12 protein-coding genes and 2 tRNA genes are annotated in these 14,733 nt (G+C 64.2%); 7 read left to right on the top strand and 7 right to left on the bottom strand.

The genetic code is table 11. The features are described from left to right. The first annotated feature begins 53 nt into the window (after positions 1 to 53). From EP379_RS08560 to EP379_RS08540, 5 genes are all read left to right on the top strand, one after another. Entirely contained in the window at positions 54 to 470 is a 417-nt protein-coding gene (locus EP379_RS08560; RefSeq protein ID WP_127477408.1) for a phosphate-starvation-inducible protein PsiE, read from the top strand. Positions 471 to 486: 16 nt separating this feature from the next. Next, positions 487 to 1,896 (top strand): glutamate--tRNA ligase, encoded by a 1,410-nt coding sequence (gltX, locus tag EP379_RS08555; protein WP_127477407.1) that lies wholly within the window; start codon positions 487 to 489, stop codon positions 1,894 to 1,896. A 38-nt stretch (positions 1,897 to 1,934) separates the two neighbouring features. After that, positions 1,935 to 3,635: a glutamine--tRNA ligase/YqeY domain fusion protein gene (locus tag EP379_RS08550; RefSeq protein WP_127477406.1), complete on the top strand. Its 1,701-nt coding sequence runs from the start codon at positions 1,935 to 1,937 to the stop codon at positions 3,633 to 3,635. A 61-nt stretch (positions 3,636 to 3,696) separates the two neighbouring features. Further along, positions 3,697 to 3,772: transfer RNA gene (locus EP379_RS08545), tRNA-Ala, on the top strand. Positions 3,773 to 3,825: 53 nt separating this feature from the next. After that, a tRNA-Glu gene (locus EP379_RS08540) sits at positions 3,826 to 3,901 on the top strand. Between the two features lie 301 nt (positions 3,902 to 4,202). Here EP379_RS08540 and EP379_RS08535 read toward each other — a convergent pair. The 6 genes from EP379_RS08535 to EP379_RS08510 all read right to left on the bottom strand — a co-directional run bounded on the left by EP379_RS08535 (position 4,203) and on the right by EP379_RS08510 (position 10,077). Continuing rightward, a complete protein-coding gene (locus EP379_RS08535; protein ID WP_127477405.1) occupies positions 4,203 to 5,366 on the bottom strand; it encodes a type III PLP-dependent enzyme in 1,164 nt (387 codons plus the stop codon). A 111-nt stretch (positions 5,367 to 5,477) separates the two neighbouring features. Beyond that, entirely contained in the window at positions 5,478 to 6,116 is a 639-nt protein-coding gene (locus tag EP379_RS08530; protein WP_127477404.1) for a TetR/AcrR family transcriptional regulator, read from the bottom strand. 178 nt (positions 6,117 to 6,294) lie between these two features. Continuing rightward, positions 6,295 to 6,501 carry a hypothetical protein gene (locus tag EP379_RS08525; RefSeq protein WP_127477403.1) on the bottom strand — a complete coding sequence of 69 codons (207 nt, stop codon included), beginning with the start codon at positions 6,499 to 6,501 and terminating at the stop codon, positions 6,295 to 6,297. A gap of 243 nt (positions 6,502 to 6,744) precedes the next feature. Next, the gene (locus EP379_RS08520; RefSeq protein WP_127477402.1) at positions 6,745 to 7,968 is read right to left on the bottom strand and encodes an SLC13 family permease; all 1,224 of its coding nucleotides are present in this window, start codon (positions 7,966 to 7,968) and stop codon (positions 6,745 to 6,747) included. A gap of 64 nt (positions 7,969 to 8,032) precedes the next feature. Then, entirely contained in the window at positions 8,033 to 8,779 is a 747-nt protein-coding gene (cysZ, locus tag EP379_RS08515) for a sulfate transporter CysZ (RefSeq protein WP_127477401.1), read from the bottom strand. Next, complete coding sequence (locus EP379_RS08510; protein ID WP_127477400.1) at positions 8,779 to 10,077, bottom strand: FGGY-family carbohydrate kinase; 1,299 nt, start codon at positions 10,075 to 10,077, stop codon at positions 8,779 to 8,781. Before EP379_RS08510 ends, cysZ begins: the two co-directional genes overlap by 1 nt. A 44-nt stretch (positions 10,078 to 10,121) precedes the next feature. Between EP379_RS08510 and EP379_RS08505 the strand changes: the two genes are divergently transcribed. Further along, positions 10,122 to 10,664: a hypothetical protein gene (locus EP379_RS08505; RefSeq protein WP_127477399.1), complete on the top strand. Its 543-nt coding sequence runs from the start codon at positions 10,122 to 10,124 to the stop codon at positions 10,662 to 10,664. Here the strand turns inward: EP379_RS08505 and queF are convergent. Continuing rightward, the gene (queF, locus tag EP379_RS08500) at positions 10,661 to 11,050 is read right to left on the bottom strand and encodes a preQ(1) synthase (RefSeq protein WP_232024017.1); all 390 of its coding nucleotides are present in this window, start codon (positions 11,048 to 11,050) and stop codon (positions 10,661 to 10,663) included. The genes EP379_RS08505 and queF overlap by 4 nt on opposite strands. A 180-nt stretch (positions 11,051 to 11,230) precedes the next feature. Here queF and smc point away from each other — a divergent pair, with 180 nt between their 5' ends. Beyond that, the gene (gene smc, locus EP379_RS08495) at positions 11,231 to 14,728 is read left to right on the top strand and encodes a chromosome segregation protein SMC (protein WP_127477397.1); all 3,498 of its coding nucleotides are present in this window, start codon (positions 11,231 to 11,233) and stop codon (positions 14,726 to 14,728) included. Positions 14,729 to 14,733: the final 5 nt, after the last annotated feature.

Here is a 14,733-nt window from a genome sequence, read left to right as displayed (position 1 = left end):
TTGGTGATGCCGCGCCTACAGGCCGGTCTGCTTACATGATGAGGTGGGGGGAGATGGCCGAGGAAAAATTGCAGCGCGCAGGGCGGCGTCTGGTCCGGTTAATCGAGGATGCCGGTCTGCTGCTGATCCTGCTGGCGACGCTGGTGGCGGCGGCGGGCGAGGTGGCCCACATGATAGGTGCGCGCAGCGTACATCTGGCCGACCTGCTGCTGCTGTTCATCTACCTGGAAGTGGTGGCCATGGTGAACGCCTATTGGCAGTCCGGCCAGTTACCGGTGCGTATGCCGTTATATATCGGCATGGTGGCCTTGGCGCGTTACCTGATCCTGGACATGAAAGAGCTGGATGAGTGGCGCATGCTGGCGGTGGCGGTGGCGATCCTGCTGCTCGGCCTGGCCGTGTTGATAGTGCGCTACGGGCATGTGCGTTTTCCCTATGAGACGAGTGGCCGCGAGGCCGATAAACCCTGAGCACGTTGAATTTTCTATGATGATCAAGACCCGTTTTGCCCCCAGCCCGACCGGCTATCTGCATATCGGTGGCGCGCGCACGGCGCTGTTTTCCTGGCTGTATGCCCGCCGCCACGGCGGCAAGTTCGTGCTGCGCATCGAGGACACCGACCTGGAACGCTCCACGGCGGAATCGGTGAACGTGATCCTGGAGGGTATGACCTGGCTCGGTCTGGAATATGACGAGGGGCCTTTCTTCCAGACCCACCGCTTCGACCGTTATGAGGAAGTGATTCAGCAGATGTTGGCCCAGGGCCTGGCCTACCGCTGCAACTGCTCCAAGGAGCGCCTGGAGGCGCTGCGTGAGGAGCAGATGGCCAACAAGCAGAAGCCGCGGTATGACGGTCGTTGCCGCGGTCAACATGTGAGCCCCGATGAGCCGCACGTGATCCGCTTCCGTAATCCGGTGGGTGGTGCCGTGGTGGTGAACGACCTGGTGCGTGGCAAGGTGGTGTTCAGCAACGACGAGTTGGACGACCTGATCATCAAACGCAGCGACGGCAGCCCCACCTATAACTTCGTGGTGGTGGTGGACGATATGGACATGGGGATCACCCATGTCATCCGCGGCGACGACCATCTCAACAATACCCCGCGTCAGATCAACATCCTGCGCGCCCTCGGCGTGGAACCACCGACCTATGCCCACTTGCCGATGATCCTGGGCGAGGATGGCCAGAAGCTGTCCAAGCGCCACGGCGCCGCCAGCGTCACCGACTACCGCGAGGAAGGCTATCTGCCGCAGGCATTGCTCAACTACCTGGCGCGCCTCGGCTGGTCGCATGGCGACCAGGAAATCTTTACCCTCGACGAACTGATCCAGCTGTTTGATATCACCGAGATCAACAACTCGGCCTCGGCGCTCAACATGAGCAAGCTGCAGTGGCTCAATCAGCACTACATGAAGACCATGGATCCGGTGCAGGTGGCGCACCATCTGCGCTATCAGCTCGGCAAGCTGGGCATCGACCCCAGCCAGGGGCCCGATCCGGTGGTGGTGGTGCAGGCCTACGCCGAGCGCACCAAAACCCTGGCCGAGATGGCGGCGCAGGCGGCCTGGCTGTACCGCGATTTCGAGGATTACGACGCCGATGCCGCGAAGAAGCACTTGCGCCCGGTGGCGCTGGAGCCGTTGCTCAAGGTACGCGAGGCTCTGGCGCAGTTGCCGGAGTGGGAACCGCAGGCGCTGCATGCGGCGGTGGAACAGGTGGCCACGGCCATGGAACTCAAGATGGGCAAATTGGCACAGCCGCTGCGTGTGGCCGTGGTCGGTGCCGCCGCCTCGCCGGGTATCGACGTGACCCTGCACCTGCTGGGGCGCGAGGCAACCTTGCGTCGCATCGACCGCGCGGTGGATTTCATCCGCACCCGCGCCGAAGACAACTGATTACCGCTTGAAGAAGCATCGACAAGGAATACACCAGCATGGGCAGTAACGACACCAGCGCCCCCAGCAACTTTATCCGCCAGATCATCGACCAGGATCTGGCGGCGGGCAAGAACGGCGGCCGCGTCGCCACGCGCTTTCCGCCCGAACCCAACGGCTATCTGCACATCGGCCATGCCAAGTCCATTTGCCTGAATTTCGGCATCGCACGCGATTATAACGGCACCTGCAACCTGCGTTTCGACGACACCAATCCGCACAAGGAGAACATCGAGTTCGTCGAGTCGATCAAGAATGACGTGCGTTGGCTCGGCTTTTCCTGGGGCGACAAGGTGTACTACGCCTCCGATTATTTCGAGCAGTTGTACCAGTTTGCGGTAGAGCTGATCGAGAAGGGCCTGGCCTATGTCTGCGATCTGTCGGCGGAGGAGACGCGCGCCTACCGTGGCACGCTCACCCAGCCCGGCAAGGACAGTCCCTACCGTAACCGGTCGGTGGCGGAAAACCTGGACCTGTTCCGGCGCATGCGGGCCGGCGAGTTCCCCGACGGCGCCCGCGTGCTGCGTGCCAAGATCGATATGGCGTCGCCCAACATCAATCTGCGCGATCCGACGCTGTACCGCATCCGCCACGGCGTGATCCATCACCAGACCGGTGCCGAGTGGTGCATCTATCCGATGTACGACTATACCCATCCGATCTCCGACGCGCTGGAGGGCATCACCCATTCCCTCTGCACCCTGGAGTTCGAGGACCATCGTCCGTTGTACGACTGGGTGCTGGACAACATCACCATCCCCTGTCATCCGCAGCAGATTGAGTTCTCGCGCCTCAACCTGCAATACACGGTGATGAGCAAGCGCAAGCTGACCCAGCTGGTGGATGAAGGTTTCGTCGAGGGTTGGGACGATCCGCGCATGCCCACCATCGCCGGTATGCGCCGCCGCGGCTATACCCCGGCCGCAGTGCGCGATTTCTGCGATCGCATCGGCATCAGCAAGTCCGACAACACGGTGGAGATGAGCCTGCTGGAGAATTGTGTGCGTGAAGACCTCAACGTGCATGCGCCGCGCCGTATGGCGGTGTTGCGTCCGCTCAAGGTAGTGATCGAGAACTATCCGGAAGATCAGGTGGAGATGTTGGACTGCGCCAACCATCCACAGGACGATTCCATGGGCAGCCGCCAGCTGCCGTTTTGCCGTGAGGTCTACATCGATGCCGAAGACTTCCGTGAGGTGCCGCCGCCCAAATACAAGCGCCTGGTGCCCGGCGGCGAGGTGCGTCTGCGCAACGCCTATGTCATCCGCTGCGAGCAGGTGATCAAGAACGCACAGGGCGAGGTGATCGAGCTGCGGTGCAGCTACGACCCGGCCACGCTCGGCGTCAATCCGGAAGGGCGCAAGATCAAGGGCGTGATCCATTGGGTGTCCGCGCGTCATGCGGTGGCGGCCGAGGTGCGCCTGTACGATCGCCTGTTCAGCGTGCCGAACCCCGATGCGGCGGCGGCGAAGGAGGGCAAGGACTACAAGGACTTTCTCAATGCCGATTCGCTGCGCACGCTGACCCGCTGCTATCTGGAGCCGGTGCTGGCCGAAGCCCGGCCCGGGGACACCTTCCAGTTCGAGCGTGAAGGGTATTTTTGCCTCGATGCGCAACGCGCTGCCGATGGTACGGCCATTTGGAATCGCACGGTAACGCTGCGCGATTCCTGGGCGAAGATCGAGCAGCAGGGTGATTGAAAAAAGCCTGGAATCCCTGCTTGACAGAGGGCGCTATTTCATTAAAATGGCGCTTCCTTTCGGGGCTATAGCTCAGCTGGGAGAGCGCTTGCATGGCATGCAAGAGGTCGCCGGTTCGATCCCGGCTAGCTCCACCAAATGCTGGGGACTGCCCAAGGCAGTCCCGGTTTTTTTCTAGACAGTGTGTTTTGTCCCCTTCGTCTAGAGGCCTAGGACATCGCCCTTTCACGGCGGCGACAGGGGTTCGACTCCCCTAGGGGACGCCAATCAGGAAACCCGGTTACCGCAAGGTGATCGGGTTTTTTGTTTTCTGTTCCAAAGGCATCGAATGCCTTCAGAGCGCTCGCTGTTTATCTTGCACAACAAACAGCCCCGGCACCATTGTGATCGGGGTTGTTTGTTGCTGATGTTTAGGGAAGCTCTGAATAAGTTCAGAGCTTCCGCGGCACAGGGATGTGCCGCCATTTTTCAACGACGATAAGTCGTTGAAAAATGAAGCCAAGCGAAAATCACACTTTTCGCTTGGCGTGGTCTGAGAAGTCCAGGATGGACTTATTCAGACCTTCCTTAGATGTAGTAGTCCTTCAGCGGTGGGAAGCCATTGAACTCGACGGCACTGTAGGTGGTGGTATAGGCGCCGGTGGACAGCCAGTAGAGGCGGTCGCCGATGGCCAGGTTCAGCGGCAGCGGGTATTTGTAGTCCTCGTACATGATGTCGGCACTGTCGCAGGTCGGGCCGGCGATGACGGCCTCTTCCAACTCGCCGTTTTTCTCCACGTAGATGGGGAACTTGATCGATTCGTCCATGGTTTCGATCAGGCCGGAAAACTTGCCCACATCGACATATACCCAACGGTTCAAGGCGGTGCGTGCTTTGCGCGAGATCAGTACCACCTCGCTCACCAGCACGCCGGCATTGGCGACCAGCGAGCGGCCCGGCTCCAGGATGATCTCGGGCAATTCCTCGCCGAAGTCCTCTACCAGGAAGCGGGTGATTTCCTCCGCGTAGGTCTCCATCGGGTTGGTGCGCGACATGTAGTTGGCGGGAAATCCACCACCCAGGTTGATCATCTTGAGTTCGATGCCGTCCTCGTCCTTGAGGCGCTCGAAGATGACCTTGACCTTGGCGATGGCGGCATCCCAGGTGCCGATGTCACGCTGCTGCGAGCCGACATGGAAGGAGACGCCGTAGGGTTCCAGGCCGAGGTCGCGTGCCATGATCAGCAGGTCCATGGCCATGTCGGTCTGGCAGCCGAACTTGCGCGACAGCGGCCAGTCGGCGGTCTGCGTACCTTCGGTGAGGATGCGCACATAGACCTTGGAGCCGGGGGCTGCCTTGGCAATGTTGCGCAGGTCGGCCTCGGAGTCGGTGGCGAACAGGCGCACGCCCTTTTCGTAAAAGTAGCGGATGTCTTTGCTCTTCTTGATGGTGTTGCCGTAGCTGACGCGGTCGGCGGTCACGCCGAGCCCCATCACCTTGTCCAGTTCATAAATGGAGGCGATGTCGAAATTGGCGCCCTTGTCACGCACCAATTCGATGATCGCGGGGGCCGGATTGGCCTTCACCGCGTAATACACCTTGGCATAGGGGAAGCACTTCACCATCTCGTCGTACTGGCGGCTGACGGTGGCGGTGTCGACCACCAGGAACGGTGTCTCTTTGGTAGCGGCGAAGGCCTTGATGCGGGCAAAGGTTTCGCGGTCGAAGTAGTCGTCGAGCTTGAAGGGCATTGCTGGGGCCTCGCCAGGAAAAAGGTAGGCGCTATTCTAGGTGCTGAGCCATGTCCCTACTAGGGGCGGGGGGCGATGAAACGGATTTTTTCTGTCCGGTGGGGCAGGATGTCAGGCTGCGGGCGGCTGGATGCCGTGCAGCAGGAGTGTCATCGCCCGGCGGTTGAATTCGGCCGGGTCGTCGGCAAAGCCCGTCTCCGGCAGGTGGCGCAGTACGCGGTGGGCATCGAAAAAGAACAGGTTGCCGGCGAGCAGCAGCACGGCGATCAGGGCCGGTTCGATGTCCTGGCGCAGCTCGGCCTGGTGCTGCCCGGCCTTGATGAGGCGGAGCAGGCGCAGAAAGTTGGCGCCGAAAACCTGCTCGGCCAGTTCCTTGGCGCATTCATCGCTGCTCTGACGCACCTCGCGCTGGATCAGTCGCGCGCTGCGTTCATTGCGCAGCAGGGACGCCAGGTGGTGGGTGACAAAGCGCTGCAGGCGTTCAACGACGGGGCCGGTCTGCTGTTCCAGCTCATCCAGCAGGTTCGCCGAGTCGTTGGCGCAGGCATTGCGGAGGACCTCCAGATACAACGACCGCTTGGTGCTGAAGTGATGGAATACATTGGCCTTGCTGACACCGGCGGCCTGGGCGATCTCGTTCATGGACACGGCGTCGTAGCCGCGCGAGGCGAACAGGGTCTCGGCGGCTGCCAGTATGGCGCGGGCGCCCTCGCTGGGGAGGGGGGGCAGGTGGCCGGGGACTTCGCTCATGGGACAACCTCGCTGACTGACCGGTCGGTCAGTCGCAAGCCTAGCGGCTTTGCCGGCGGTATACAACGAATCCCGTGTACTGAGGATGAGCGGGGCCCTCCTGGCGGCAAAAGAGGGGCGGGAGGGGGAGTGAGTGACGCGGGCGGCCGCAGGAGCGGCGCGCCCGCCTCATCTGGTTTCAGCGGGGGGAGAAGAAGAGGGCCAGGGTCGTGCGGCGACGTTCGATCAGGCGCTGGTAGAGCTCATGGGCCCAGCGTTCGGCGTCATCGCCGCAGGCGTTGAGACTGTTGAGGCCGGTGTGCAGGTGTTCCAGTTCCCGTTCCAGGCGGGTCTTCAGTTGTGCCAGACCGGCCTGGAGTTCCTGGTGGACGATAGCGGCATCCATGGCAAATTCTCCCTGTTAAGGAAGGTCTGAATAAGTCCATCCTGGACTTCTCAGACCACGCCAAGCGAAAAGTGTGATTTTCGCTTGGCTTCATTTTTCAACGACTTATCGTCGTTGAAAAATGGCGGCACATCCCTGTGCCGCGGAAGCTCTGAACTTATTCAGAGCTTCCTTAATTGTCCGGTATCAGGTTGGCAGCTTCCGGGACCGGCCGCTGTAGGAAAATTCCTATAGTGCTGTAAGTCAAAAAAGGAACAGCCAGTACACCAGGACATTCAGGGTGGTGAGCGGGATACCGACTCGGGCGAATTCCAGGAAGGTCAGTGTGGCGCCATGACGTTCGGCGCTCTGCACCACGATGATGTTGCTGGCGGCGCCGAGCAGCAGTAGATTGCCGGCCACCGTACTGCCGGCGGCGAGCAGCATCAGGGTGGCCGTATCGGCCGGCTGCAGCAGCGGCAGGTAGAGGGCCACCAGCGGCACGTTGGAGATGAGCTGACTGAGCAGCACGCTGAGGCCGAGCACGGTGCCCGGCGCGTGTAGATCGAGGTCGGCCGCGGCGAGCTGGTGCTGGAAGACTCCGCTCTGCCAGACGCTGGCCATCAGCACGAACATGGCGGCAAAGAAGATCAGCGTCGGCCAGTCCACCCCGCGCAGGCGTGCGCCAATGCGGCGTGTCAGCAGCAGCGGCAGGGCGGCGATGAGGGCGATGTGGCTGAGGCGCAGCGTCAGCTCGGTCGGCAGCAGGGCGAGCACCACCTTGGCCCCGATCAGGAGCAGCAGCAGAAGCATGGCGATCCTGACCCGCTGTGTCAGCGTCGCGTCGGTGGGGGTGACGGCAGTATGCACCAGCGGTGTGCGGTGAAATTCGCTGCGGAACATCCAGCGCAGCAGGCCGTAGGCGATGCACAGGTTGAGCAGGGTGGGCAGGGCCAGGTAGCGGGCGAAGGTGAGGAAGGGGCTGTCCACGTTGCCCCACAGGGCGATCAGCAGGTTCTGCGGATTGCCGATGGGGCTCATTGCGCTGCCCAGGGTGACGGCGAAGCACAGCGCCAGCAGAACCAGCCGCGGTGCGATGTTGTGCTCGCGGGCCAGGCGCAGTACCAGCGGTGTGCCGATGATGGCGAGGGTGTCGTTCATCAGCAGGGCCGAAGTCAGTGCGCCGCCGAACAGGATCAGCAGGATCAGGCCGTCGCTGCTGCGGGCGCGGCTGAACAGGCCGTAGGCGATGGCATACAGATAGCCGCTTTGCACCAGGGCCTGGCCGATGACGAACATGCCGAACAGAAACAGCATCACATCCCAGTCGATGGCCTGCAGTGCCGCCCGCGGCGCGATCTCTCCGCTGAGCAGGGCTGCGACGGCACCGCCCAGCATCGCCTGCCAGATGGCTATCCGGAAGCGGCCGATGCGCCGCGCGGCGATGAGCGTGAAGACGATCAGCAGGATGATGAGGGAAAGATTCACGACGGCTGTCTGTGCGAAGCAAACGTCGCATATTTAGCGTGCTTGCATCCAGACAGTGCAAGCGTTATCGCCGCTCGTCCTGCAACCGCTCCACCCACAGCCGGGTGGCGCCGGCCACCGCCGCCGGCATGACGAGCAGGTTGACCAGCGGGATCAGGGTGGTCAGCAGCACAGCGCCGCCGAAACCGAGGCCGAGCAGCGGCTGGCCGCGCAGCCGTCGGCGCTGGGCGGCAAAGCGCAGACCGTGATTGCCCAGGGGGTAGTCGAGGTATTGCAGCGCCAGCATCCAGGCGGAGAACAGTGTCCACAGCAGGGGCGCGGCGAGATTCAGCAGCGGCACCAGGAACAGCAGGCCGAGGGGGATGGCCCAGAGCAGGAAATAGCCCAGCTTGCGCAGCTCGTCGAGCAGTGCCTGGGGCGCCTCGCGCAGCGCCTGACGCAGACTGCCGCCGCCGGGGGGCGCGGCGCCGGTGAGCAGCCGTTCCACCGCTTCTGCCAGCAGGCCGTTGAACGGCGCGGCGATGAAGTTGGCGACCAGGGTGAAGGTGAAGAACACGAGGATGGCCGCCACCAGTCCGAAGACCAGCCACAGCAGCCAGGCGAGCCAGGCCAGCCAGTCGGGCAGCGTCGGCAGCAGGCTGTCCACCAGGGCACCGAACTCGCCGGCGGCGAGCCACAGCAGCAGGCCGAACACCAGCACATTCACCCCCAGCGGCAACAGCACGTAAGGCCACAGCGCCGGGCGCAGCAGCAGGCGAAAGCCGGCCAGCAGGTAGCCGAAGCCGGACAGGGGTTGGCGCAGCGGTTCCATCAGTGTCCCTCCATGAGAGTCTTGCGTGCCAGCAGGGCGGCACCGTAGGCGGCCTGGGTGTGCCGCGGCTCCACCATCGGTACCTGCAGCAGGGTATGTCGCAAGGCGGTCCAGGCCGGATTGCGCGCGCCGCCGCCCACCGTGCGCAGGGTGACGGGCCAGGGCGCGCCCAGTTCCGCCAGCAATTGGTAGCCGCGCTGCTCGATGCGGGCGATGCCCTCCAGCAGTCCCTGAAAAAATACCGCCGCATCGTCCGGCCGTGGGGTCAGCCGCGGCGGCAGGGTCGGGTCGCAGACCGGGAAACGTTCTCCCGGTGCCGGCAGCGGATAGTAATCGAGTCCGGTGGGACGCTCCGGACGCAGCCGCGGCGTCAGTGCCGCCATCGCGGCATCAGTGAAGAACTGGCGCAGCACGGCGCCGCCGCTGTTGGAGCCGCCGCCCACCAGCCAGAGTTCCCCCAGCGGTTGGCTGTAGACGCCGTATTCCGGTGTGAATACCGGCCGTTCGCTGATCACCTTCAGGACCAGGGTGGAACCGAGCGATGTCACCGCTTCGCCCGGCTGTGCCGCGCCGGTGGCGAGAAAGGCCGCGGTGCTGTCGGTGGTGCCGGCGACGATCTGCGTATCGGGTGCAAAACCATAACGCAGGGCCAGCTCGGGGTGGATGCTGCCGATGGTTGTCCCCGGTGTCACCACCTGCGGCAGCAGATGGCGAGGGATGCCCAACTGCTCCAGCCAGCCCGGCCAGCCGCGCTGGACGGCGTCATAACCGCTCTTCAGGCAGTTGTTGGCGTCGCTGATGTCGTGGCGGCCGCCGAGCAGGCCGTTGAGGTAGTCGGTCTGGGTGAGCAGATGGGCGGCCCGTTCCGCGCCGGGCTGCCTGCGCAGCCAGAGCAGCTTGGCTAGGCCCGATGCGGTGCCGTGGGCGGCCGACTCGCGCGGCGCCACGGCGGCGATGGCGGCCGCCTCGGCGGTGGCGCGGCCGTCGTTGTACATCAGGGCAGGGCCCAGCGGCGCGCCGGCGACATCGGCCAGCAGCACGGTGCCGGAGGTGCCGTCCACGGCGATGGCGCCAATGCTCTTGGCAGGAACGGCGCTGAGCAGTCGTGTGAACAGGTCGTGGAGGGCGCTTGCCCAGAGGGACGGCTCCTGCTCCACCGCCGCCCCCTGCCGCACCGGCGGCGGCAGCGGCAGGTCCACTTCGGCCTGGACCGAACCGTCACGGTCGATGGCGATGGCGCGGCAGCCGGAGGTGCCGAAGTCGATGCCGACGGCCAGCGTGCGCTCGTTCCGCGTCATGGGCGACGGCCTATGCTTGGATCAGTGCCCTTCATAGGAGAGACATGATGACACGCATCAGTGGACTGCTGGTATTGACCGTTGTGGCGCTGGCTGGCTGTGCCACGCCGGTACTGGACGAAAGTGCGGCCGGTTATCGCCTGCCGGTCGGAACGACGCTGGTATTGCGACAAGACCTGGCAGTCCCCGCGGGACAGGCACGGGTGTTTCTGCAGCACGGCCGGGTGGTGGCCAAGCACCGTCTCGATGTCTATCGGCCGCACTGTAACTACGAGCAGCGGACCGTGAGTGACGGCACGGCAGTCATCGCCGCCGATCGCTTCACTGTGATGGCGGTGAGCGAGGGGGAGGATTTTGTCGTGCAGCGTCGCTTCTTCGTCTATGCCGCGCTGACTCTTGCGGGGGATGATACCAGCCCGTCCCAGATCAATCGCTATTTTCACTACACCCTGGCCTCGTCGCAGCAGCCGGGCGTAATGCGTCTGACCTGCCACGGCGGTTTCGATCTGCCCGGGGCGGCGCAGTTGCCGACTCTGGCGGACATGCGTGCCGCCCTGGGCCAGGTGGTATCGATCGAACGGCCTTAAGGCAGGTGTACCGGCTGCGGCGGGTTCCAGTCGGCGGCGCGGTGTTCCGCCACCACGGTGGTCCAGATGCCGCCGCGCACGTTGAACTTGCCGGTCAGGCGCATGAAACGGGGCTGGGTGGCGCGCACCAGGTCGTCGAGGATGCGGTTGGTCACCGCCTCGTGGAAGGCCCCTTCCTCGCGGAACGACCAGACGTACATCTTGAGGGACTTCAGCTCGACGCACTTCTGGGCCGGGACGTAGTCCAGGTACAGGGTGGCGAAGTCGGGCTGGCCGGTCTTGGGGCACAGGCAGGTGAACTCGGGGATCTCGATGCGGATGGTATAATCCCGGCCCGGCATCGGGTTGTCGAAGGTTTCCAGGTCCTTGCTCGGTTGGGTAGGCATGACGGTGGCTTTCATGGTAGCTTTGCGGGCCGGCGATTCTAGCGAAAAACAGCCGGGAAGGCATGCCGAATCGTTCTGTTTTCGGCCTGCGGCAGGGAGGCACGGGGCTCCAGCGCCCACCTACCGTTTTCTCATTTTTCTTGCCTCTCAATCGGTTAGGTTGATACAAACCCAATAATTATGCGCCTGAGCAAGATCAAACTGTCCGGCTTCAAGTCCTTTGTCGACCCCACCACCATTCCCCTGCCCAGCAACCTGGTGGGCGTGGTCGGTCCCAACGGCTGCGGCAAGTCCAACGTCATCGACGCCGTGCGCTGGGTGATGGGCGAAAGCTCCGCCAAGCACCTGCGCGGCGACTCCATGGCGGACGTGATCTTCAACGGCTCCACCTCGCGCAAGCCGGTGGGCCAGGCCACCATCGAACTGGTGTTCGACAACAGCGACGGTCAGATCGGCGGCCAGTATGCTCAGTACAGCGAGATATCCATCAGTCGCACCGTGACCCGCGACGGCCAGTCCATCTATCACCTCAACGGCAGCCGCTGCCGCCGCCGCGACATCACCGATATCTTCCTCGGCACCGGCCTCGGGCCGCGCAGCTATGCCATCATCGAACAGGGCACCATCTCGCGCCTCATCGAGGCCAAGCCGGAAGAACTGCGCATCTTCCTGGAAGAGGCGGCGGGCATCTCCAAGTACAAGGAGCGCCGGCGCGAAACCGAGAACCGCATGAAGCACACGCGGGAGAATCTCGATCGCCTCAACGATCTGCGCGAGGAACTGGACAAGCAGCTCGCCCACCTGAACCGCCAGGCGCGCACCGCCGAGCGCTACAAGGAACTGAAGCAGGAGGAACGCTTGATTAAAGGCCAGTTGCAGGCCCTGCGCTGGCGTGCCCTGGATGGCGAGGCGCGCCTGGTGGAAGGCCAGATCAGCGAGCAGGAGACCGGCCTGGAGGCGCAGCTGGCACGCCAGCGCAACGCCGAGGCGGGCATCGAACGCCTGCGTGAGGAGCATGTGGAGGCCACCGATACCTTCAACGGCGTACAGAGCACCTTCTACAGCGTCGGCGCCGACATCGCCCGCTTGGAACAGTCCATCCAGCATGCGCGCGAACGCCGCCAGCAGCAGCAGGCGGATTTGAACCAGGTGGAGCGTTCCTGGAACGAGGCGCAGGCGCACATGGAGTCGGACCGGCGCAAGCTCGACGAGCTGGCCGCCGCCCTGAGTGAGCAGGAGCCGGCGTTGGAGAGCGCGCAACAGGAGGAACGGCTGGCCGCCGCTGCCCTCGCCGCCGCCGAGGAGGCGATGCACGCCTGGCAGGGGCAGTGGGACGAATTCAATCACCAAGCCGCCGAGTCCTCGCAGACCGCCCAGGTGGAGCGTGCGCGCCTGCAACATCTGGAACAGCAGGCCAACCAGCAGCGTCAGCGCCTGCAACGGCTGGAAGAAGAGCAGAAGATGCTGTCCACCGACGCCCTGGAGGAAGATGTGGCTGTCTTGCGCGAGCAGCAGGCGGAAGAAGAGATGCAGGCCGCCGCTTTGCAGGAGCGGGTGAGCGATTGCCTTAACCGCATCGCGGCGCAGCGCGAACAGAACAACGCCACCTCCGGCGAACTGGATCGGCTGCGCGCCGAGCTGCACAGCCGCCGCGGCCGTCATGCCTCCCTGGAGGCCCTGCAGCAGGCGGCGCTGGGCAAGCGACAGGGTGCCGTCACGGCCTGGCTGGAACGGCAGGACCTGGCCGGCGCCCAACGTCTGGCGCAGGGGCTGTCCGTGGAACGCGGTTGGGAGCGGGCGGTGGAAACCGTGCTCGGCAGCAGCCTGGAGGCGGTGTGTGTCGAGGGCATCGACCCGCTGGCCGAGGTGTTGCAGGGGCTGGAGCAGGGCCACCTGACCCTGTTCGACACCCGGGCCAGCGGTGCCGCGACCAGCGGCACGCTGGCGAGCAAGGTGCAGGCACCGTGGAGTCTGGCTGGACTACTCGGGGGCATATATGCCGCCGAGAATCTGGCCGAGGCCCTGGCCCTGCGGCCGCGCCTGGCCGCCCATGAATCGGTGATTACCCGTGATGGCCTGTGGCTGGGGAGCAGTTGGTTGCGTGTGGCACGCGAGGCCGACGAGCACGCCGGTGTGCTGCAACGCGAGCAGGAATTGCGCGAGTTGAACACGGCCCTGGCGCAACTGGAGCAGCAGGTGGGGGCCGCCGAGCAGCGACTGCTCGATGGCCGCGAGCAACTGCGCCGGCTGGAAGAGGAACGCGAGGCCTTGCAGCGCCAGTTGAACGAGGCCAACCGCCGTGCCGCGGAACAAAAGGCCCAGTTGTCCGGCAAGCAGGCGCGGCTGGAACAGATCCGTCAGCGCCACGAACGCCTGCAGGCCGAGGCGCAGGAGTTGCAGCGCCAGCAGCAGGACGCCGAGGTCGAGATGGAGCAGGCGCGCAGCCGTCTGCATCAGGCCCTGGCCTCGATGGAGGAAAATGCCATCCGCCGCGAGGAATTGTCGCGTGAGCGCGAGGAACGCCGCAGTGCGCTGGAGCAGGCGCGCGAACAGGCGCGCACGGCGCGCGAGGCCGCTCACGGCATCGCCCTGCGCCTGCAGGGTATGCGCACCGAACGCAGCAGCACCGAACAGGCGCTGGAGCGCATGGCGAACCAGCTCGCCATGTTGGCGGAGCGGCGCGAGGAATTGCGTCTGGCCCTGGGCGAGGGGGATGCCCCGATCCAGGCCATGGGCGAGGAGTTGGCAGCCCTTCTCAACCGCCGCATGGAGGTGGAGAGGCAGCTCGCGGCGGCGCGCAAGCGGGTGGAGGACATCGATCACGAGCTGCGCCGTTTGGAGCACGACCGTCTCGCCACCGAGCGTCAGGTACAGGAAGTGCGCTCCGCCCTGGAACGCCTGCGCATGCACGGCCAGGAGCTGAAGGTGCGGCGCCAGACTTTGCACGAGTCGGTGACCGAGGCCGGTTTCGAACTGGATGCCCTGCTGGCGGAAATGCCCGCACAGGCCGACGAGCAGGGCTGGGAACAGCAGTTGGACGAGCTGGGGCAGAAGATTCAGCGCCTCGGTCCCATCAATCTCGCCGCCATCGACGAATACGAACAGCAGTCCGAGCGCAAGAATTATCTTGACGCGCAGAACAAGGATCTGACCGAGGCCTTGGAGACACTGGAAAACGCTATCCGTAAGATCGATCGCGAGACACGTACCCGCTTCAAGGAAACCTTCGACAAGGTCAACAAGGGACTCCAGGAGAAATTCCCGCGCCTGTTCGGCGGCGGGCATGCCTATCTGGAGCTGACCGGCGAGGACTTGCTCGATACCGGTGTTACCGTCATGGCGCGGCCGCCCGGCAAACGCAACAGCACCATCCATCTGCTGTCCGGCGGCGAGAAGGCGCTGACCGCGGTGGCGCTGGTGTTCTCCATCTTCGATCTCAATCCCTCGCCGTTCTGCATGCTGGACGAGGTGGATGCGCCGCTGGACGAGGCCAACGTCGGCCGCTTCTGCAACATGGTGAAGGAAATGTCCGAGCGCGTGCAGTTCATCTTCATCACCCACAACAAGGCGACCATGGAGCTGGCTACCCATCTCACCGGCGTGACCATGCACGAGCCGGGCGTGTCGCGCATGGTGGCGGTGGACGTGGACGAGGCGGTGGAACTGGCGGCGGTGTAACCGTT

Source organism: Sulfurivermis fontis, from assembly GCF_004001245.1.
GTDB classification, from domain to species: Bacteria; Pseudomonadota; Gammaproteobacteria; order Thiohalomonadales; family Thiohalomonadaceae; genus Sulfurivermis; species Sulfurivermis fontis.
The sequence above is the reverse complement of the archived record's forward strand: the minus strand, read 5'-3'. Positions and strand labels throughout refer to the sequence as shown.